The sequence below is a fragment of the Salinisphaera sp. T5B8 genome, assembly GCF_040361255.1.
GTDB lineage: Bacteria > Pseudomonadota > Gammaproteobacteria > Nevskiales > Salinisphaeraceae > Salinisphaera.
The window spans coordinates 24,180-45,081 of the sequence record NZ_APNG01000011.1; the positions used below are offsets into that span (position 1 = coordinate 24,180).

Annotated in this window: 19 protein-coding genes; 13 read left to right on the forward strand and 6 right to left on the reverse strand. The window is 62.5% G+C overall.

The window, feature by feature from the left end:
- Positions 1-9 precede the first annotated feature (9 nt).
- Positions 10-1,350, reverse strand: a complete 1,341-nt coding sequence (locus T5B8_RS11070) for a cytochrome P450 (protein WP_353178731.1) — start codon at positions 1,348-1,350, stop codon at positions 10-12.
- Positions 1,351-1,435: 85 nt separating this feature from the next.
- On the opposite strand from T5B8_RS11070, the gene T5B8_RS11075 reads away from it, so the two are divergent.
- Entirely contained in the window at positions 1,436-2,104 is a 669-nt protein-coding gene (locus T5B8_RS11075; protein ID WP_353178732.1) for a 4'-phosphopantetheinyl transferase family protein, read from the forward strand.
- Here the strand turns inward: T5B8_RS11075 and T5B8_RS11080 are convergent.
- Together T5B8_RS11080 and T5B8_RS11085 are read right to left on the reverse strand one after the other, a co-directional pair.
- The gene (locus T5B8_RS11080; RefSeq protein WP_353178734.1) at positions 2,052-2,576 is read right to left on the reverse strand and encodes an NUDIX hydrolase; all 525 of its coding nucleotides are present in this window, start codon (positions 2,574-2,576) and stop codon (positions 2,052-2,054) included. The two genes, T5B8_RS11075 and T5B8_RS11080, sit on opposite strands and share 53 nt — an antisense overlap.
- Before the next feature lie 56 nt (positions 2,577-2,632).
- Positions 2,633-3,445 (reverse strand): UDP-2,3-diacylglucosamine diphosphatase, encoded by an 813-nt coding sequence (locus tag T5B8_RS11085; protein ID WP_353178735.1) that lies wholly within the window; start codon positions 3,443-3,445, stop codon positions 2,633-2,635.
- A 184-nt stretch (positions 3,446-3,629) separates the two neighbouring features.
- Between T5B8_RS11085 and purD the strand changes: the two genes are divergently transcribed.
- Genes purD through T5B8_RS11105 form a run of 4 tightly spaced genes read left to right on the forward strand, consistent with a single transcriptional unit; the run spans position 3,630 to position 8,107 of the window.
- The gene (gene purD, locus T5B8_RS11090) at positions 3,630-4,940 is read left to right on the forward strand and encodes a phosphoribosylamine--glycine ligase (protein WP_353178736.1); all 1,311 of its coding nucleotides are present in this window, start codon (positions 3,630-3,632) and stop codon (positions 4,938-4,940) included.
- A gap of 55 nt (positions 4,941-4,995) precedes the next feature.
- Entirely contained in the window at positions 4,996-5,556 is a 561-nt protein-coding gene (rloA3, locus tag T5B8_RS11095) for a retropepsin-like aspartic peptidase RloA3 (RefSeq protein ID WP_502950795.1), read from the forward strand.
- Between the two features lie 11 nt (positions 5,557-5,567).
- Positions 5,568-7,109, forward strand: a complete 1,542-nt coding sequence (locus T5B8_RS11100; protein WP_353178738.1) for an inactive transglutaminase family protein — start codon at positions 5,568-5,570, stop codon at positions 7,107-7,109.
- Positions 7,106-8,107 carry an alpha-L-glutamate ligase-like protein gene (locus tag T5B8_RS11105; RefSeq protein WP_353178740.1) on the forward strand — a complete coding sequence of 334 codons (1,002 nt, stop codon included), beginning with the start codon at positions 7,106-7,108 and terminating at the stop codon, positions 8,105-8,107. The genes T5B8_RS11100 and T5B8_RS11105 overlap by 4 nt, the downstream gene beginning before the upstream one ends.
- A 145-nt stretch (positions 8,108-8,252) precedes the next feature.
- Here the strand turns inward: T5B8_RS11105 and T5B8_RS11110 are convergent, their stop codons facing one another.
- From T5B8_RS11110 to T5B8_RS11120, 3 genes are all read right to left on the reverse strand, one after another.
- Positions 8,253-8,870, reverse strand: a complete 618-nt coding sequence (locus T5B8_RS11110; protein ID WP_353178742.1) for a class I SAM-dependent methyltransferase — start codon at positions 8,868-8,870, stop codon at positions 8,253-8,255.
- A 98-nt stretch (positions 8,871-8,968) separates the two neighbouring features.
- Entirely contained in the window at positions 8,969-9,544 is a 576-nt protein-coding gene (locus T5B8_RS11115) for a hypothetical protein (protein WP_353178743.1), read from the reverse strand.
- Between the two features lie 168 nt (positions 9,545-9,712).
- Positions 9,713-11,644 (reverse strand): aconitate hydratase, encoded by a 1,932-nt coding sequence (locus T5B8_RS11120; protein ID WP_353178745.1) that lies wholly within the window; start codon positions 11,642-11,644, stop codon positions 9,713-9,715.
- 301 nt (positions 11,645-11,945) lie between these two features.
- Here T5B8_RS11120 and ndhC point away from each other — a divergent pair, with 301 nt between their 5' ends.
- The 8 genes from ndhC to nuoI are packed head-to-tail and all read left to right on the forward strand — an operon-like array spanning position 11,946 to position 20,897.
- Positions 11,946-12,395: an NADH-quinone oxidoreductase subunit A gene (ndhC, locus tag T5B8_RS11125; RefSeq protein WP_353178746.1), complete on the forward strand. Its 450-nt coding sequence runs from the start codon at positions 11,946-11,948 to the stop codon at positions 12,393-12,395.
- A 55-nt stretch (positions 12,396-12,450) separates the two neighbouring features.
- Positions 12,451-13,107, forward strand: coding sequence for a NuoB/complex I 20 kDa subunit family protein (locus T5B8_RS11130; RefSeq protein WP_353178747.1), 657 nt, complete (start codon positions 12,451-12,453; stop codon positions 13,105-13,107).
- Positions 13,107-14,855 carry an NADH-quinone oxidoreductase subunit C/D gene (nuoC, locus tag T5B8_RS11135; protein WP_353178749.1) on the forward strand — a complete coding sequence of 583 codons (1,749 nt, stop codon included), beginning with the start codon at positions 13,107-13,109 and terminating at the stop codon, positions 14,853-14,855. The genes T5B8_RS11130 and nuoC overlap by 1 nt, the downstream gene beginning before the upstream one ends.
- Positions 14,852-15,319, forward strand: coding sequence for an NADH-quinone oxidoreductase subunit NuoE (gene nuoE, locus T5B8_RS11140; protein ID WP_006912265.1), 468 nt, complete (start codon positions 14,852-14,854; stop codon positions 15,317-15,319). The genes nuoC and nuoE overlap by 4 nt, the downstream gene beginning before the upstream one ends.
- Before the next feature lie 23 nt (positions 15,320-15,342).
- Positions 15,343-16,659 (forward strand): NADH-quinone oxidoreductase subunit NuoF, encoded by a 1,317-nt coding sequence (gene nuoF, locus T5B8_RS11145; RefSeq protein ID WP_293623870.1) that lies wholly within the window; start codon positions 15,343-15,345, stop codon positions 16,657-16,659.
- Positions 16,660-16,673: 14 nt separating this feature from the next.
- Positions 16,674-19,358 carry an NADH-quinone oxidoreductase subunit NuoG gene (nuoG, locus tag T5B8_RS11150; RefSeq protein ID WP_353178751.1) on the forward strand — a complete coding sequence of 895 codons (2,685 nt, stop codon included), beginning with the start codon at positions 16,674-16,676 and terminating at the stop codon, positions 19,356-19,358.
- A complete protein-coding gene (gene nuoH, locus T5B8_RS11155) occupies positions 19,358-20,335 on the forward strand; it encodes an NADH-quinone oxidoreductase subunit NuoH (protein ID WP_353178753.1) in 978 nt (325 codons plus the stop codon). Before nuoG ends, nuoH begins: the two co-directional genes overlap by 1 nt.
- 46 nt (positions 20,336-20,381) lie before the next feature.
- Positions 20,382-20,897 carry an NADH-quinone oxidoreductase subunit NuoI gene (gene nuoI, locus T5B8_RS11160; protein WP_353178754.1) on the forward strand — a complete coding sequence of 172 codons (516 nt, stop codon included), beginning with the start codon at positions 20,382-20,384 and terminating at the stop codon, positions 20,895-20,897.
- Positions 20,898-20,902: the final 5 nt, after the last annotated feature.

Sequence of the window (20,902 nt, forward strand, 5' to 3'; positions counted from 1 at the left end):
GACGATTTCTTATCGCGCGTGCCAGCGAATCGGCACGCCGTCGCCGGGGCGCAGATTGATCCGCGCCTCCAGCGTGGGGGGATGGGCGCCGGCATAAACCGGCGTAAAACGGCGCAGCATCGTGATCAGATGCACACGCATTTCCGTCATTGCCAGATGCTCGCCCACGCAATGGCGCGGGCCGGCGGCAAACGGAATATAGGCAAAACGCGGCGCGGCCGGGCGCTCGGCCAGAAAACGCTCGGGCATAAACCGATCCGGCGTATGCCAGTGCTCCCGATCGCGGTGCAGCACGTAGGGGCTGATGAATATCTGATCGCCGGCCGCGATCTCGTAGTCGCCAAGCGTGTCGTGCGCGATCGCGCGCCGCGACAACAGCCAACCCGGCGGATACAGGCGCAGCGTTTCGTGGATAAGGGCATCGATGAAGCGCAGCCGATGACTGGCGTGATCCGCGAGAGCGGCCAATTCATCGTCGCCCAGATCCGGGCCCAGCGCATCGACCTCGGCCTGCGCCCGCGCACAAAGGTGCGGATGGGTCGCGATCTCGTACCAGGCCCAGGCCAGCGCACTGGCGGTGGTTTCATGCCCGGCCACGATCAGGGTCAAAACCTCGTCGACGAGCTGGCGCCGGCTCATGCCCGCGCCGTCGCGATCGCGTGCCGCGAGCAGATGACCGAGAAAGTCGAAAGATACGTCCGCGCCGCGGGTGCGCGCATCAGCGCGGTGATCGATGACCGATTCCACGACCTTGCCCAGGCGATGAAAGCGCGCGGCAAAACGTAGATCACGGGTCGCCTCTTCGCTGAGCAGCGAAAACGGGTTGCTCGCCCCATCGACCAGGCTTTGATAATCCGCCCCGAAGATCGATTTAAGTACGATCACCAGCGTGAGTTCGCTGATATGGGCGGCCACGTCGACCGGCGTATCGGGCGGCACGTCGGCCTGCCAGCGCTCGGCCAACGCCCTGTTCTCCGCCGCGATCATGGTATTGAAATCGGCCAGACGCCGCGGCTTGAACGCAGGCTGGAGCATGCGCCGCTGGCGCGCCCAGAAATCGCCCTCGCTGACCATGATGCCCTCGCCCAGTAGCAGGCGAACGCGATCCAGACCCATGCCCTTGGCATAGTTGCCCGCGCGCCGCACCATGATCTGCTGCACCAGTGCCGGGTCGTGAATCACCCAGTACGGCGAACGCGCCTGGGGCGCCGGTATGCGATAGACCGGGCCGTAGACCTCGTGCCAACGCACGAGCATGCGCCGGGTCGCTTCATCGGGGGCCACATCGAATTCGACGCTCGGGCCGGCTACGTCGGCGGCACAGACGATATCGGATAGGCTGCTGGACATCGGGCAACGCCCCACTCGGAACGCAGCCCCTATCTCCTCGAAAAGCGTGGGCTACGCGGTTAACAAAACGAACCAGTTATTTTTTATGGTACGTGTATTCTACATCTTTATAAGCGAAAAAGATCAACTCGCCTTCGCCCGGCAGGCCGGCGATACCGATCCGCCCGCCTATCGCGAACGCTTGCAACGCATGGCCGATACCGGGGCGCGCACTCGTACCCGTGCTGGTTTGTGGTTATTACAGCAATTACTGGGGGCCGCGGGCTATCCGGGCAATTGCCTAGCGCGTATCGGTTTCAGTGCCAGCGGCCAGCCGCAGATCGCCGGCGCGCCTGCCTTCAGTATTTCGCATAGCGATACGCTCGTGGCCTGTGCGCTATGCGATCACGCGCATATCGGCCTGGACGTGGAACGCCGACGCCTGCGCGACATGCAACGCATGGCCCGTCTGCTCGACGGCGACGAACGCCGGCGTGTCGAACACGCGCCGCTGGCGTTTTTCGACTACTGGTGCGCACGCGAAGCCACGGTCAAGGCCAGCGGCCGGGTAGGACTCAAACGTATCCGCGCGCTCGAGCTCAACGGCGATCGCGCCCGCCTGGACGAGCGCGACTGGTATCTGCAGGCAATCGAGCTGGACGCCGACTATGCCGCCTGTCTGGCGAGCGATGGCCCGATCGGGACGCTGGAGCTACGCGAATTCAGCCTGGCCGATGCAGAAAATACAGACCGGCAAAGATCTTGGGATCGATAAGCAGGCCCTCGGCTTCACGCGCAGCCAGCCACTGCTCGACCTCGGCCAGCGGGACCGCATGCGGAATGATGTCTTCGCTGGCATCGCCGCCCCCGGCATCGATCCGGGTCAGATCGAAAGCACGATAGAAGCTCAGGGTTTCGTTGGCCAGGCCCGCGCTGGGCGGGCCAGCGGTCAAGAACGCCATGCGCGCCGGCCGGTAGCCGGTTTCTTCCTCGAGTTCGCGCGCGCCGGCGATCTCCATAGCCTCGTTCTCGGCGCCGGGCACATCGCCAACCAGACCGGCCGGCAGTTCGATCACATGCTTTTGCAGCGGCAGGCGCGGCTGTTCGACGAGCAGCAATTCATTAGCGTCGGTTACCGCCACGATCACCACCGCGCCACGGGCGTTGGCGCGCTCGACGTACTCCCAGTGGTCGCGGCGTTTCAAACGCAGGAACTCGCCTTCATGCAGGGTGCGATCGGCAGACATAGCGGCTTTCGGCCTCGAACGACAAAGCCGCTAGTCTAACCTGCTTGCCAGACGCGTCAGGCTACGCGCAGCGGTTGCACGTTGCTGGGTTTGATCGTGTCCTTGATATCGTTCCAGTAGACGATTTCCATGCGCCCGTCGAAATGCTCGACCAGCGCGCTCGCCGACTCCACCCAGTCGCCCGAGTTGTAATAGCGCACGCCTTCGATGGTCTTCATCTCGGCGTGGTGGATATGGCCACAAACCACGCCATCGAAACCACGGCGCCGACATTCGTGGGCCACTGCCTTTTCGAATTCGCTGATGAAGTTCACCGCCGACTTGACCTTGTGCTTGGCATAGGCCGACAACGAAAAGTACGGATAGCCCAGCCGCGCGCGCGCATTGTTGAAGTAGCGGTTCACGCGCAGCAACGTGACGTATGCCACATCGCCGATACGCGCCACCCAGCGATGATAGCGGGTGACCACGTCGAACAGATCGCCATGAATGACGAACAGCTTGCGGTTGTCGGCGGTGACATGCACGGCATCGTTGACGATCTGGATATTGCCCATGCGCAGCTCGTAATCGACGAACTTGCGCAGGAAATCATCATGATTGCCGGTCACGTAGTAAACCTGCGTACCGCGCCGGGACTTGGTCAGAATCCGACGGATGACATTGGTATGTTCCTGCGGCCAGAAAAAGGTCGAACGCAGCCGCCAGCCATCGATGATATCGCCGACCAGATAGAGTTTTTCGCACTCGCAGTGCTTGAGAAACGCCGATACCGCTTCAGCCTGGCTACCCGCGGTTCCCAGGTGCACATCGGAAATGAATACGCTGCGATAGCGTAGTGGCTGGCGTTGCTTGCTGTCTTTTGGCATGGCCTGTCCCGTAACGGTTTCGCCATGCAGGCTAGAACGGCCAAATCACGCGGCGATGACGCTTTGATTGCGTTTTCATGACAACCGCGGGGCGCGCCGCGCCCGACGCTTTTGCTAAGCTTCGCCGCACGAGTCCACCCGGCTGCGCCGTAGCGGTCTGGCCCTTTCGACGACAAGACAGCACATGACAACGACACCACACCGGGTTCTCATCGTGGGCAACGGCGGGCGCGAGCATGCGCTGGCCTACAAGATCGCGGCCTCGCCGCGCGTCGAGCGGGTGTTTGTCGCGCCGGGCAACGCCGGCACCGCGCGCATGGCCGATGTCGAGAATGTCGCGATCGCGGCCACCGATATCGACGCGCTGCGCGATTTCGCCCGCGATCAGGCGATTTCGCTGACCGTCATCGGCCCGGAGGCGCCGTTGGCCGCGGGCATCGTCGATGTCTTCGAACAGGCCGGCCTGGCCTGCTTCGGCCCCCGACAGGGCGCCGCGCAGCTGGAAGCCAGCAAGGCCTTTTCCAAGGATTTTCTGGCCCGCCATGCAATCCCGACCGCCGACTACGCGGTATTCAGCGATTACGACGAAGCCGCAGCCTATATCCACAACGTCGGCGCGCCGATCGTGGTCAAGGCCGACGGCCTGGCGGCCGGCAAGGGCGTGTATCTGGCCGACAGCGAAGAAGCGGCCTTGGCGGCGGCGCGCGATATGCTCGAAGACAATGCCTTCGGCGAATCCGGCGCACGGATCGTGGTCGAACAGTTTCTGGTTGGCGAGGAAGCCAGCTTCATCGCGCTGGTGGACGGCGAAAACATCCTGCCCCTGGCCAGCTCCCAGGACCACAAGGCGGCCTTCGATGGCGATACCGGCCCCAATACCGGCGGCATGGGCGCCTATTCGCCAGCGCCGGTGATGACCGATACGGTCTTCGAACGAGTCATGCGCGATGTCATTCGTCCGACCGTGGCGGGTATGGCCGCCGACGGTAATGCGTTTACCGGCTTTCTGTATGCCGGGCTGATGATCGACGAGGCGGGCGATGCGCGCGTGCTCGAATTCAACGTCCGCCTGGGGGATCCGGAAACCCAGCCGATTCTCATGCGCCTGCAAAGCGATCTGGTGGACCTGATCGAGGCCGCGCTGGACGCCCGCCTCGACCAGATCGAAGCCGAATGGGACCCGCGCGCCGCACTCGGCGTGGTCATGGCCGCCGGCGGCTATCCCGGCGCCTATGCCAAGGGCGACGAGATCGGCGGCCTGGATGCGGCCGAGGCCACGGGCGCCCGCGTATTTCATGCCGGCACTCGGCTGGCCGATAACGATCGTGTAGTAACCGACGGCGGGCGCGTGCTGTGTGTCTGCGCACTCGGCGACGACGTTGCCCAGGCCCAGGCGCGCGCCTATGCTGGGGTCGAAAAAATAAGCTGGCCCAAGGCGATGTATCGTCGCGATATCGGGCATCGCGCGATTTCACGTACGCCCACGTCCGTTTGAATCATTATTTTAAAACCTGCCCGTCCGCGATCTGACTGTCTCAAGGAATATAGCGATGAAAACGACTCGTCTCGTGAGCCGTATGTGCCTGTTGTGTGTGTTGTTCACCATGACCGCCGCCAGCCAGGCCGCCAGCGACAAGACCGTTTACGGATGGGTGGAAAAGGCGCAGCTGGTTCCCTGGGGCGTAACCGTCAAGGCCAAGCTCGATACCGGTGCCCTGACCTCGTCGATGCATGCCACGGATATCGAGAAGTTCGAAAAGGACGATGAAAGCTGGGTGCGCTTTACCACGCGCGTCGAGGATCAGCGCACCGAAGAGATGGTCGAGAAGAAATTCGAGCGTCCGCTCTATCGCGAGCTCGAGGTCACCGGCGCGGGCGGCAGCGACCAGCGCCCTGTCGTGCTGCTCGATGTGTGCATGAACAACACCATCTACGAAGAACAGTTTTCGCTGCGTGATCGCGGCGACATGATCTACCCGATGCTGCTGGGCCGGCGCACGATTCGGCATCTCGGGCTGATCGATGTCAGCAAGAGCTTTCTCAACGACCCCGAGTGTGATCACGATTCGAAAGTCGTCGAACACAAGAACGAATCGGATTCCGACGACTGACGAGCGGCTAAGTGAAAGACTTCCATCTGAAGATGCTGGCGCTGTTTCTCAGCGTCGTGGCCATCGGCGTGTGCTATTATAAGACCGAACGTCTGGGTGTGCCGCTGACCCCGCAGTCCAGTGCCCAGGTCTGGACCGCGGAAGCCACCGTACGCTTCAACGGTCAGAATCGCTCGGCCAAGATCAATCTCGCCGTGCCGCGCACGCCGCCCGGTTTTTCCGTGCTCGACGAGAACTTCATTTCGGCCGGCTACGGGCTGGCCACCGACGATGTCGGCGCGAATCGCGTGGTGCAATGGGCGGCGCGCAATCTCAGCGGCCCACAGACGCTCTACTACCGCGTGGTGCTCACCGAAGATGCCTCCGCGCATCGCGATCGCACCCAGCCCACGCCGAGCTACCCGGATATTCCCGAGTATTCGGACCCGGAACGCGCGGCCGTGTTCACACTGCTCGATAGCGTACGCTCACGCTCGGCGGATACCGCCTCCTTCGCCCACGAGCTGCTGCGTCGCTTCAACGACCCTACCCCCGAGGCCGAGGTGAAGGTTCTGCGCGACGAGTCGGCGAATGCCGTGGCCCAGGTCGAGCAGATACGTCATATCCTCGCCGGCGCGCGTATTCCCTCGCGTATCGCCCATGTGCTGCCGCTGTCGGGCAGCCTGCGCCATGGCAGCCTCACACCCTGGCTCGAGGTGTATAACGGCGAACGCTGGCTGGCGTTCAATCCGCGTACCGGCGCGGCGGGCTTTCCGGCCGATGCGCTGGTCTGGTATTCCGGCGACATGCCGCTGGTCGAGGTCGAAGGCGCGGACGATGCCAGCGTCCAGTTCTCGGCCCTGCGTACCTCGCGCGATGTCATGGGCCTGGCGCAGCAGCGCGCCCGGCTGATCAATTCCGATGTGCTCGAATATTCGTTGCTGTCGCTGCCCATCGCCACCCAGAACACCTACAAGATTCTGCTGACCGTGCCGCTGGGCGCGCTGGTGGTGGTGCTGCTACGCAACTTCATCGGCCTGCGCACCTTCGGCACCTTCATGCCGGTGCTGATCGCCCTGGCCTTTCGTGAAACCGAACTGGTGTGGGGCTGTATTCTGTTTACCGTGCTCGTGGCACTGGGGCTGATCGTTCGTTTCTATCTGGAGCGACTCAAGCTGTTGCTCGTGCCCAGACTGGCGTCGATGCTCACCATCGTGATCCTGCTCATGGCGGGTGTTTCGATCATCAGCCACAAGCTCGGCATGGAGCACGGGCTGTCGATCGCGCTGTTCCCGATGGTGATTCTGGCGATGACCATCGAGCGCATGTCGATCGTCTGGGACGAAAACGGGCCCAAGGACGCCCTGCTTTCGGGGCTGGGCAGTCTGGCCGTGGCAGCAGTGGGCTTTCTGGTGATGACCAATCCGCTGGCCGAGTATCTGGCGTTCGTATTCCCCGAGCTTCTACTGCTGGTGCTTGCATTCACCCTGCTGGCCGGACGCTATACCGGCTACCGTGTCTCCGAGCTGTGGCGCTTCCGCGCCGCGGCCCGTGCGATCAGCAACAAGCAATGAGCAGTATCGGCCGGGGTTGGCGAAGCCGGTTGCGCCTGCTGCGGCGCAACCCGCCGTTTCGCATGCCGTCCACGCTCAAGGCGCTGGGTATTCTCGGCATGAACGAGCGTAACGGCGACTACATCAGTATCTACAACAAGCGCAAGTACTATCCGCTGGTCGACGACAAGCTCAAGACCAAGCAGCTGGCCCTGGAAGCCGGCATCGCCACACCCGAACTCTACGGGGTGATCGAGATCGAGCACCAGGTGCGCGATCTGGATACGATTCTGGGCGATCGCCAGGATTTCGTGATCAAGCCGGCCCAGGGCTCCGGCGGCAGCGGGATCATGGTCATCGGCGGTCGGCGCGGCAATCAGTTTCTGCGCTCGTCGGGCGTGAGTGTGTCGCGCGGCGAACTCGAGCACTTCATCTCCAATGTGCTCTCGGGCATGTACAGCCTGGGCGGCCTGCCCGACAAGGCGATCATCGAGTACCGCGTGAAACCGCATGCGGTATTCGATGCAGTGAGTTTTCAGGGCGTGCCCGATATTCGCACCATCGTGTTCCGCGGCATCCCGGTGGCCAGCATGGTGCGCCTGCCGACCCGCCAGTCCGACGGCAAGGCCAATCTGCATCAGGGCGCGATCGGCGCCGGCATCGACCTGGCCAGCGGGCGCACGGTCGACGGCGTGTGGTTCAACAGCGTGCTCGATTCACATCCGGATTCCGGCAATGTCGTGCGCGGCATTCAGGTGCCGGACTGGCAGCTGCTGCTGGAACTGGCCGCGCGCTCTTACGATCTCACCCAGCTCGGCTATCTGGGCGTGGATGTGGTGCTCGATGCCGAACACGGGCCCCTGGTGCTCGAATACAACGCCCGGCCGGGGCTGAACATCCAGCTCGCCAACCAGATGGGCCTGCGCCATCGTCTGGAAAAGGTGCGCGCCCTGGAGAGCGTGCCCGAATCCGCCGCCGAGCGCGTGGCCCTGGGCCAGCGCCTGTTCGGCGAAAGCTGAGCTACGAGCCCGCCCCAACCCGTGCTAGCCGGCCGGTCACCCGGCATTACACGCATACAGGCCTCGCGCTATCGGCCGCGAGGCCCACGAAAACAGCTCGGGCGCGATTTTGTATGCATCGCGGCGCCAAAACGCCGCTGGCGGTTCAACCGGCCTTGTTGCGGGCGTGGATGAAGGTCCAGTAGCCGAATGCGTTAACCGGGCGCTGTTCGACGACGTCGAGATCGGCCATCTTGAGGAACTCGTCCAACGGAAACGACGGCCGGAAACCCACCAGTTTCGACAGCGGCGACACCATGCGTTCCAGCGAGGCCATCGCGCCCTTGCCCTGGCTGAAATGGTTAACGATAAACAGATCGCCACCGGGCTTGCAGACGCGCTTCATCTCTTCGACGACTTTCTTCGGATCCGGCGCGACAGAAACCACGTACATCGCCACGACCTTGTCGAAGCTGTTGTCGGCGTATTCGAGCGCCTGCGCGTCCATGAGCGCCAGCGAGATGCGATCGGCATTGCCGTTGACCCGCGCCTTGGCGTATTCGAGCATCTCGGGCGAGACATCGATACCCACGACTTCGACATCGTCGGCGTAGTGATCGAGCGAAAGCCCGGTACCGACGCCAACCTCGAGCACACGATCGCCTGCCCGACAGTCCATCTTGCGCACCGCCACTTCGCGTCCCTGTTCGAAGACCGGGCCGAAAAAACGGTCGTATTGCCGTGACAGGCGGCGATACGCGGTGACGACGGATTTTTCATCCATGAAATAGGTTCCCGTAAATAAGCCGTGAGACCACTTAGGCGAGCGAAGAATACGCCTGTGTCGACAGGGACACAAAAATCGGCTGTACGCGAGCGATTCTAATTCGGCCGTGCCAAACGTTCGCCACGGTGCTCGTCGACCAGTTCGAACAGCCCGCGCATATCCGCCCCGCGATGACTCAGCCGCGGTCGGGTTTCGTCTTCGAAAAAACGAATGGTGCGAAAAGCGCGCGTACCATCCATACGAAACCAGTGCCGGAGCCCGGCGGGCATGCGCACATAATCGCCCGGCTCGCAGGCCAGCGCGTACACCGTGTCGGCTGTGCGTATGAACAAAACGCCCGCGCCGTGCACCAGCAACTGGGATTCCACGGCATCGTGGGCATGCTCGATCATGAGCTCGCGCTCGATGGTGTCGCGGCGCGGATGGGTGAGCGCCACACTGGCGACATCGAGCGCGACCCGCGGCATTTTTCTCATAAGCCGATCGAGCGGCTCGATATAGCTGCCGATCACTTCGTCCGGACGCGATTCTTCATCGAAGGCCAACGGCGGCAACTCGACATGGTCGTAATGCACGCCCACCCCTGCCAGACGAGCCGCGATACAGCGGCGTTCGGTGTCACACAGCCGCAAGCGATAGGCATGGTCGACATCGCGATAGAGCTCGGTCATGGTCGTTGCCCTGGCGCAAGAAGATTGATTGAACACCCCGACAGCCGCCGTCGTCGACTGGATTCGACACGACCGCCGGCCGTGCACCATAAAAAAGGCGCCGGCATGGTAACCGGCGCCGCGTGACAACGCCATGTCTAACCGGCGCTAACCGGTGCGCGCCAGGGGCTAGCCCTGATCGCGCTTCCAGTTGATCAGCCCGCCCGCACGCAGGATGTCCACCTGCCGCTCGGACAATGCATGCTTGCAGCTGATCGTCTCGCCGTCCTCGGTTTCCACTTCCACACTGTCGCCCGAAGCCAGCGCCCCATGTAGACCGCTGATCTTGAGTTTGGTGCCCTGCTTGAGGTTATCCAGGTCACCGCCGTCGGCGAAGGTCAGTGGCAATACGCCGAAATTGACCAGGTTCTGCCAGTGAATACGGGCATAGTCCTTGGCGATGACAACACGCAGCCCCAGATAGCGCGGCGCGATCGCGGCATGCTCGCGCGAACTGCCCTGGCCATAGTTGGAGCCGCCGATGATGGCGTGATCGCCCGTGTCCTTGGCGCGATCGGGATAATCCTCGTCGACCACGTCGTAAACGAACTCGGCGATGGCCGGAATATTGGAGCGAAACGGCAATACCTCGGCACCGGCACGCATGATCTCGTCGGTCGAGATATCGTCGCCGACCTTGAGCAACACCGGCAGCTCGAATTCGTCGGGAATACCGTCGAAATCCGGCAGCGACTTGATGTTCGGCCCCTTGACCAGCTCGACCTTGCGCGCCTCCTCGATCGGCAGCGGCTCTTCGAGCATCGTATCGTTGACCACCGGATCGTCCGGGTTCTTCACTTTCGGATACTCGAAATCCAGGGTGCGCGGATCGGTGATCTTGCCCATCAATGCGGACGCGGTTGCGGTTTCCGGCGAACACAGGAAGACCGAATCTTCCTTCGTACCGGAACGCCCCGGGAAGTTGCGCGGCGTGGTACGCAGACTGTTGCGCTTGTAGGCCGGCGCCTGACCCATGCCGATACAGCCGTTGCAACCGGCCTGGTGCAGCCGTGCGCCCGATGCGATCAGCGGTCCCAGCAGGTTGTCGCGGGCCAGGGTCTGCAACATGGCGCGCGATGACGGATTCACGTCGAAGGAAACGTGCTTGCTCACCTCGCGGCCGCGCACCATCTCGGCGGTGATCGCGAAATCACGATAGCCGGGGTTGGCTGACGAGCCAATATAAGCTTGATAGAGCTCATCGCCGGCCACTTCCTCGACTGGCACGACGTTGCCCGGCGATGTGGGTTTGGCGATCAGGGGGATGAGCGTCGACAGATCGATCTCATCGTGCTCGTCGTATTCGCAGCCCTCATCGGCCACGAGCTCTTCGTACTCATCCTCGCGGTCCTGGGACTTGAGAAAGCGTTTGATCTCGGCATCGGCCGGAAACACAGTGGTGGTCGCGCCCAGCTCTGCGCCCATATTGGCGATCACGTGGCGATCCATGGCTTCCAGGTTATCGAGACCCGGGCCGTAGTATTCGATGATCTTGCCCACGCCGCCGGATACCCCGTGGCGGCGCAGCATCTCCAGAATCACGTCCTTGGCCGAAACCCAGTCCGGCAATTCACCGGTGAGCTTGATACCGAATACCTTCGGCATCTTGGTGTAGAGCGGCTCGCCGGCCATCGCCATGGCCACTTCCAGACCGCCCGCGCCGATGGCGAGCATACCCATCGAGCCGCCGGCCGGAGTATGGCTGTCGGAACCGAGCAGCGTCTTGCCCGGACGGCCGAAGCGCTCCATATGCACGGCATGGGAAATACCGTTGCCCGGGCGCGAGTAAAAGGCACCAAAGCGCTCGCAGGCCGACTGCAGGAACAAATGATCGTCGGGGTTCTTGTTGTCTTCCTGGATCAGGTTGTGGTCGACATACTGGGCCGATATCTCGGTTTTGACCCGGTCGAGTTCCATCGCTTCGAGTTCGAGCATCACCAGCGTGCCGGTCGCATCCTGGGTCAGCGTCTGATCGATTCGCAGCGCAATCTCCTCGCCTGGCGTCATTTCGCCATCGAGCAGATGCGATTCGATGAGTTTCTGGGCAACGTTCTGGGCCATGGATCCCTCCGGCGTGTTTGTTGCCTTCACCATAGCCTGCGTCGTTCCAATCACAAAGCCACACACCGGATATATAGCAAAAAATATGCCGTGAATGAGAATCAGTTTCATTCAAGAGCATTTTTAGTTCGCACAGACCGGGGTAAATCGGCTACCGTTAGCGCGGCGATGCCTCATGCATCGGCTGGCCACGAGGGAATGCCGGCACCGGCTTCTTGTGTATACTACACCTATTCATATCGGCACGAGGCATGCGATATGAGTCGACGGGCGAGTGCTTCGCGTAGAATAGGACCACGCCATGAATGCCGCTACCGAACAAGCCGTTGTCATCTGGCCCTTGCTGCTGTTCGCAGCCGGCGCGCTGGGACTGATTATTTTCATGCTCGGCGTTTCGGCGGTTCTGGGCGGGCGCCATAGTTCACGGCTGGGCAACCAACCCTACGAATCGGGTATCAAGCCCACCAGCAGCGCACGGATGCGCTTTTCGGCCAAGTTCTATCTGGTGGCGATCATCTTCGTGCTTTTCGATCTCGAAGTGGTCTTCATCTTCTCCTGGGCCATCGCAGCACCCGCGCTGGGCTGGCCCGGTTACTTTGCATTTCTGTTCTTTCTCGGCGTGCTGACCCTGGGCCTGATCTACGAGTGGCGCATCGGCGCACTCGACTGGGCCCCCAAGGCACCGCGCCAGTATCGACTGGAGGCGATCGAAAGCAATCGCCGCCGTAATCTCGATGCTGCCCCGCGGTGACGTACGCACACTGTGAACACGACGTTCGATTGAACACCCGACAGGACGATCATTAATGGGATGGTCACTGACTAGCACCGACAAGAATCCGAAACCCGGCTCGGCCGGTTCGGACGACGGCAGCTCGAACACGATCGAGGATGCGCTGGCGCGTAACGTCGTCACCGCCAAACTCGACGACATGATCGCCTGGGGCCGCAAGCACTCGATGTGGCCGTTCAACTTCGGCCTGTCCTGCTGCTATGTGGAAATGGCCACGGCCCTGACCGCGCCGCACGACATGGCGCGCTTCGGTTCCGAAGTCATTCGCGCCACGCCGCGTCAGGCCGACGTGATGATTATTGCCGGCACCTGTTTTCTGAAAATGGCGCCGGTGATTCAGCGTCTCTACGACCAGATGATGGAGCCGCGCTGGGTGATCTCCATGGGTTCATGTGCCAACTCGGGCGGCATGTACGACATCTATTCCGTGGTTCAGGGCGTGGACAAGTTCCTGCCCGTCGATGTCTACGTATCGGGTTGTCCGCCGCGCCCCGAGGCCTTCCTCGAAGGCCTGCTGCTGCTTCAGGAAAACATCGGCGCAGAAAAACGCCCGCTGTCGTGGATGATCGGCCCGCAGGGCGTCACCCAGCGGCCGAAACTGTCGATGCGCGATCGCAAGCGCAGCGAGCGCCTGTCGGTCACCACTCTTCGTACGCCGGATTCGGTCTGATGCTCGATCGCGTCGATATCAAACAGCAGCTGTTCGAACGCTTTGACGAGCGTACGTTCACCGAGCAGATCACCGCCGATGGCATGCCCACCCTGTGGGTCGGCCGCGACAGGATCTGCGACGTACTCAAGTTCCTGCGCCAGGACAGCACCCCGGCCTACCGGATGCTGTTCGACCTGACCGCGATCGACGAGCGCGTACGCGAGCACCGGCTCAACCAGCCGGCCGCGGATTTCACCGTGGTCTATCACCTGCTCAGCCTGTCGCCGGTCGCCGAGATCCGCCTCAAGGTCGCGCTGTTCGACGACGATCTGAGCACGCCCACCGCCACCGGCGTGTGGCCCAACGCCAACTGGTACGAGCGCGAAGTCTGGGACATGTTCGGGATCACCTTCGACGGGCACCCGAACCTGCGCCGTATTCTCATGCCGCCGACCTGGAAGGGCCATCCGCTGCGCAAGGACCACGCCGCGCGCGCGACCGAATTCGAGCCGCTGCATCTGGACCCCAAGCGCCAGGACGAAGAAGAGAACGCCCTGCAGTTCAAGCCCGAAGACTGGGGCATGAAGCGTGAGTCCGGCGATAGCGAGTTCATGTTCCTCAACATGGGCCCGAACCACCCGTCGGTGCATGGCGTGTTTCGTGTTGTGCTACAGCTCGACGGCGAGGAAATCATCGGCGCGGTGCCGGATATCGGCTATCACCATCGCGGCGCCGAGAAGATGGCTGAGCGCCAGTCCTGGCATACCTACATCCCCTATACCGACCGGGTGGACTATCTCGGCGGGGTGATGAACGAACTGCCCTACGTCATGAACCTCGAGCACGTGCTCGGCATTCAGGTGCCGGAACGGGTCAAGGTCGTGCGCGTGATGCTGTGCGAGTTCTTCCGTATCACCAGCCACCTGATGTTCTTCGGCACCTATGTGCAGGACATCGGCGCGATGAGCCCGATCTTCTGGATGTTCTCGGATCGCCAGAAAGCCTATGACGTGATCGAGGCGATCACCGGCTTTCGCATGCATCCGGCGTTCTTTCGTATCGGCGGCCTGACCATGGACCTGCCGAACGGCTGGGATCGCAAGGTCAAGGAATTCCTGGATTGGTTCCCGCCACGGCTGGCCGAATACAAGAAAGCCATGGCGCGCAACAGCGTGCTGGTCAAACGCTCCAAGCATATTGGCGCCTATTCCCAGGACGAGGCGATCGACTGGGGCATCACCGGCCCCGGCCTGCGCTCGACCGGCGTGGACTTCGATCTGCGCAAGGCCCGGCCCTACTCCGGTTACGAAAACTTCGACTTCGAGATTCCCACCGGCACCAACGGCGACTGTCAGGACCGTCTCGATGTACGCATCGAAGAGATGTTCCAGAGCTGTCGCATTATCGAGCAGTGCATGAAGAACATGCCCGCCGGTGACTACAAGGCCGATCATCCCTTGACCACACCGCCGGTCAAGGAGCGCACGATGCACGACATCGAGACGCTGATCGCGCATTTTCTGACGGTGAGCTGGGGACCGGTGGTGCCGGCGATGGAATCGGCCTGCATGGTCGAAGGCACCAAGGGCCTGAACGGCTATTACAGTATTTCCGACAAGCATGCGATGAGCTATCGCACGCGTATTCGTACGCCCAGCTTCGCCCATCTGCAGCAGATACCGCTGATTGCCCAGGGCGGCCTGATTGCCGACCTCGTGGCGATTATCGGCGCGATCGACTTTGTTATGGCAGACGTGGACCGATGAAGTTATCGAAAACCGAAATTGAGGCCATCCAGCACGAGATGACCCTGTACGAGGACCCGGGCGCTGCGACCATCGAAGCGCTCAAGATCGTGCAGGAGCATCGCGGCTGGGTATCGGACGAGTCGCTGGAGGCGGCCGCGGCCGTGGTCGGCGTGACCCCGACCCAGATGGAAGCGGTGGCCACGTTCTACAACCTGATCTTTCGTCAGCCCGTGGGCCGGCACGTGATCATGATCTGCGACTCGATCTCCTGCTATCTGACCGGCTACGAGGAAATCCTGGCCTATCTGAAGAAGACGCTGGGCATCGAGTTCGGCCAGACCACGCCGGACAACCGCTTCACGCTGCTGCCGATCTGCTGTCTGGGCAATTGCGACAACGGCCCGGCCATGCGTATCAACACCGACTATCACGGCCGGCTCACGCCCGATAAGGTCGACGCCATTCTGGCGGAATACCCCTAGGCGCGGCGCAAGGACGAACAGTCATGGAAAAGGTTCTTACCAAAAACATCCGCGACAACCGCGAGCCGATGACCCGGGCCGAATACGAGCAGGCCGGCGGCTGGGAGGCCTACAAGAAGGCGCTCCATGAGATGAAGCCGACCGAGGTCGCCGATCTGGTCAAACAGGCCGGCCTGCGCGGTCGCGGCGGTGCAGGCTTTCCCACCGGCGTGAAGTGGTCGTTCATGCCACGCTTCGAGGAAAACCCCGAGAAGCGCCCGGCCCATGTCTATCTCGTGGTCAACGCCGACGAAATGGAGCCCGGCACCTTCAAGGATCGCCTGCTCATGGAAGGCGACCCGCACCAGCTCATCGAAGCCATGGCGATCGCCAGCTATGCGATCGGCGCGGATATCGCCTACGTGTTCATTCGCGGCGAATACACCGAATGCCAGCGCAAGCTCCAGCGCGCCATCGACGAGGCCATGGAAGCCGGCTATCTGGGCGAGGATATCCTCGGCACCGGCTTCAACCTCAAGATGTATCTGCACATGAGCGCCGGCCGCTATATCTGCGGCGAGGAATCGGCGCTGTTGTCGGCCCTGGAAGGCCGACGCGCGGTACCGCGGCACAAGCCGCCGTTCCCCGCCGCCTCCGGCCTATTCGGCCAGCCCACCACGGTCAACAACGTGGAAACGATCTGCAACGTGCCGCATATCGTGAAAAACGGTGCCGAGTGGTACAAGGGCCTGGGCCTGCACAAGGACGGCGGCACCAAGATCTTCGGCGCCTCGGGCCATGTTGCCCGCCCCGGCCTGGTGGAGCTGCCGCTGGGCACGAAGCTGTCCGACCTGCTCGATCATTTCGGCGGTATTCGCGGTGGGCGCAAGCTCAAGGCCCTGCTGCCGGGCGGCGGCTCCACGCCGCTTTTGACCGACGAGCATCTGAATACGCCGATGGACTACGAAGGCGTGGGCGCGGTCGGCAGCCGTCTGGGCACGGGCACGATGGTGGTCATGGACGACCAGACCCCGATCGTGGGCGTGCTCAAGAACCTCGAGCATTTCTATGCCCAGGAATCCTGCGGCTGGTGCACGCCCTGTCGCGACGGCCTGCCTTGGGTCGAGCGTATTCTCACCAATCTGGAAGCCGGGCACGGCAAGCCGGGGGATATCGAGCTTTTGGACCTGCACGTCAAACTGCTCGGTCCCGGCAAGACCTTCTGTGCCCATGCCCCCGGTGCGATGGGCCCGCTCGAATCCGGTCTCAAGTATTTCCGCGATGAACTGGCGGCCCTGATTCCGCCCGAGGCGGATACGCTGGATCTCACCCAGCCGGCCAACGCCGCCTCGAACAACTAGCGCACGGTTTAGCGATGGCAACGATCAAGATCGACGGCAAGCAGTTCGAGGTGGACCCCACCGACAACCTGCTCAAGGTCGCGCTTTCCAAGGGCTTCGACCTGCCCTATTTCTGCTGGCACCCGGAGCTGCATTCCGTGGGTGCCTGTCGCCAGTGCGCGGTCAAGCAGTACAAGAACGAAGACGATACCCAGGGCCAGATCGTCATGGCCTGCATGACGCCGGCCGCGGACGGCGGCTGCTTCTCGATCGAGGACAAGGAAGCCAGCGATTTCCGGGCCCAGGTCATCGAATGGCTGATGATCAATCATCCGCATGACTGCCCGGTATGCGAAGAAGGCGGCGAATGCCATCTGCAGGACATGACCCTGATGACCGGGCATACGCGCCGGCGCTATCGCGGGCCCAAGCGGACCCATCGCAATCAGGAGCTGGGCCCGTTCATCAATCACGAGATGAACCGCTGTATCGCCTGCTATCGCTGCGTGCGCTACTACCGCGACTATGCCGACGGTGACGATCTGCGCGTACTCGGCTCGCATTCCAACGTCTATTTCGGCCGCGAAGCCGATGGCGCCTTCAACAGCGAGTTCTCGGGCAACCTGGTGGAGGTCTGCCCCACCGGCGTGTTCACTGACAAGACACTGGGCGCCCACTACAACCGTAAATGGGACATGCAGAATGCCCCCGGCATCTGCACCCACTGCTCGCTGGGCTGCAACACCAGCCCCGGTTCGCGCCAGGGTATCCTGAAGCGTATCCAGAACCGCTATCATGGCGAGATCAACCATTATTTCCTGTGCGATCGCGGGCGTTTCGGCGCCGGCTTCGTCAACCGCGAAGATCGGCCGCGCCAGCCCTTGGTACGCGCCGACAACGGCGTGCTCGAGCCGCAGGACATGGATGTCATGCTCAGCTCGCTCAAGAGCGTACTGGCCGAGGCCAAGGGCCTGGTCGGTATCGGCTCGCCGCGGGCGTCGCTGGAAGACAACTTCGCACTGCGCCATCTGGTCGGCGCCGATAACTTCCACAACGGTATGAGCGGCCCGGAAAGCCATGCCAGCCTGGCCGCGCTCGCGCTGTTGCAGGAACACGCCGGGCGTTTGCCGACGCTGCGCGAGGTGGAATCCTGCGACGCGGTGTTCGTGCTCGGTGAGGACGTGACCCAGTTCGCGCCGCGTCTGGCGCTGTCACTGCGCCAGGCGGTACGCAACGAGCATCACGTGCTCGCCGAGGCCGCCAATATCCCGAAATGGCATGCCCGCGCCGTGCGCGACGAGGGCCAGCATTTCTACAGCCCGCTGTTCATGGCGGTGCCGGCAGCCACGCGTCTGGACGACGTGGCCACCGAGCTGTTTCATCTGCGCCCGGCCCGTATCGCCCAGCTGGGCTTTGCGGTCGCCGCGATGCTGGACGACACGGCGCCGATGCCGGCCGATATCGACGACGAAACCCGTGCCCACGCCGAAACCATTGCCAATGCGCTCAAGACGGCGAAAAAACCGTTGGTGGTGGCCGGCACGAGCCTGGGCAGCGAAGCGGTGCTCACCGCCGCCGGCAATGTCATGCGCGCGCTCGAATCGGTCCACGACGATGCGGGCCTGTTCGTTACGTTGAGCGAGGCCAACAGCCTGGGCATGGCCATGATGAGCGATCGCGATGTCGATCACGCCTTCGAGGCGATCAACAGCCGCCGGGCCGATACGCTCATCGTGATGCAGAACGATCTGTATGAACGCGCCCAGCAGGGCAAGGTCGATGCCGCGATCAAGGCGGCCAAGAACCTGATCGTGCTCGATCACAGCATGACCGCGACCATCGCCAAGGCCGACTACGTACTGCCGGCCGGCAGTTTCGCCGAGGCCGACGGTACGCTCGTCAACAACGAAGGCCGCGCCCAGCGCTTTTTCCAGGTCTTCATTCCCGAAGCGCCGCTGCAGGAAGGCTGGCGCTGGTGTGCTGATCTCAACCGCGCGATCGGCAAACCGGTGAACTGGTATGGCATGGACGATCTCATCGATGCGATCGAGTCGGCCTGCCCGCAGTTCACGGGTATCAAGACGGCCGCGCCGAGCACGAGCTTTCGCAAGGCCGGCATGCGTTTTCCGCGCAGCCCGCATCGGTATTCCGGGCGTACAGCACTGTATGCCAATGTGGACGTGCGCGAGCGCCGTCCGGAAGTCGACCCGGACTCGGCGCTGGCCTACTCCATGGAGGGTTACCACGGCAGCGACCAGCCGCCGGCGCTGATGGCCTATGCCTGGGCCCCCGGCTGGGATTCCAACCAGGCCGCGATCACCCGTTTTCAGGATGAGATCGGCGGCCATCTGAAAGGCGGCGATCCGGGCACACGCTTGCTCAAGGTCGATGCCAACGTCCCGGAATACGCGCCGGCCGAGCCCAAGCTGGTCGAAGGCTGGCAGGCGATCCCGCGCTATCACATCTTCGGTAGCGAATCGCAGTCGGCCAAGGCCCCGGCGATTCAGCAACGCATGCCGCGGGCCTGGTTCACCCTCAACGAGGCCGGTGCGAAGGCGCTGGGTCTGGCCGCGGCGGATACCCTGCGCCTGACCATCGATGGCGAGATCCATGCCCTGCCGGTCACTATAGACCCGAGCCTGCCCGACAAGACCATTGGTGTGCCCGTGGGCGCACATGGCTTGATGGGTGTACGCCTACCTGCCGCGGTGTCGCCCTGATGTTCGGTATAAGCACAGACACACTGCTCGACCTGGCGTTCACCGCCTTCGAGACGATCGCCATTCTGCTGGCCGTGGTCATTGCCGCGGCGCTGCTGATCTGGGTCGAACGCCGCCTGCTGGGTGTCTGGCAGGATCGCTACGGGCCGAATCGCGTCGGTCCGTTCGGCATCCTTCAAGTCGCCGCGGACATGATCAAGATCTTCTTCAAGGAAGACTGGATCCCGCCGTTCGCCGACAAGGCCGTGTTCGTGATCGCGCCGGGCATCATCATGTTCACCACACTGATGGCGTTTGCGGTGGTGCCGTTCACCGAAACCATCGGCGTGGTCGATCTGAATATCGGCATTCTGTTCGTGCTGGCGATGAGTTCGCTGGGCGTGTATTCGGTGATTCTGGCCGGCTGGTCCTCGGACAACAAATACGCGCTGCTTGGCGGTATGCGTACCGCCGCCCAGATGATCTCCTACGAGGTCTTCATGGGCCTGAGCCTGCTGGGCGTTGTGCTGCTGGCCGGCAGTTTCGATCTGCGTACGATCGTCGAATCGCAGGCCGGCATGTGGAACGTGATCCCGCAGTTTCCGGCATTCGTGATCTTCTTCATCGCCGGTATTGCCGAAATCCACCGCGCGCCCTTCGATCTGCCGGAGGCCGAACAGGAACTCACCGCCGGCTATCACACCGAATATTCGGGCATGAAGTTCGGCATGTTCTTCGTGGGCGAATATCTGGGCATCGTGCTCATCTCCTGTCTGACCACGGTGCTGTTCTTCGGCGGCTGGCTGGGTCCGATTCTGCCGGGCTTTGTGTGGTTTGCGCTCAAGGCCGGATTCTTCATCTGCTTTTTCGTGCTGCTGCGCGCGGCCACCGTGCGCCCACGCTACGACCAGCTCATGGCCTTCGGCTGGAAGATTCTGCTGCCCATCGCACTGGTCAACGTTGCGATCACGGGCGCTGTCGTGGTGGCCATGGCATGAGCACGTCGTACTCTCTACTCGATTTCACCGGTTACGCGAGTCACCTATGCTGAGTGTTCTGCGCACCATCTGGATGACCCTGATGCACACCTTTCGCAAGCGCGATACGGTGCTGTATCCGGAAGAAAAACCTTATCTGCCGCCGCGTTATCGCGGGCGTATCGTGCTTACGCGCGATCCGGACGGCGCCGAGCGCTGCGTGGCCTGCAATCTGTGCAGCGTGGCCTGTCCGGTGGACTGCATCAGCGTGGTCAAGGCCGAGGACGAAAGCGGGCGCTGGTACCCGGAAACCTTCCGTATCAATTTCTCGCGCTGCATCTATTGCGGCTATTGCGAGGAGGCCTGCCCGACCTACGCGATCCAGCTGACCCCGGATTTCGAGATGGGCGAGTTCGATCGTCAGAACATGGTCTACGAGAAATCGGACCTGACCATTGCCGGCGTCGGCAAGCGGCCCGGCTACAATTTCTATCGCGTCGCCGGCATGGCCGTGGGCGGCAAGGACAAGGGCGAGGCCGAGAACGAGGCCGAGCCGATCGACGTTAAAACCCTTCTGCCGTAGGCCGG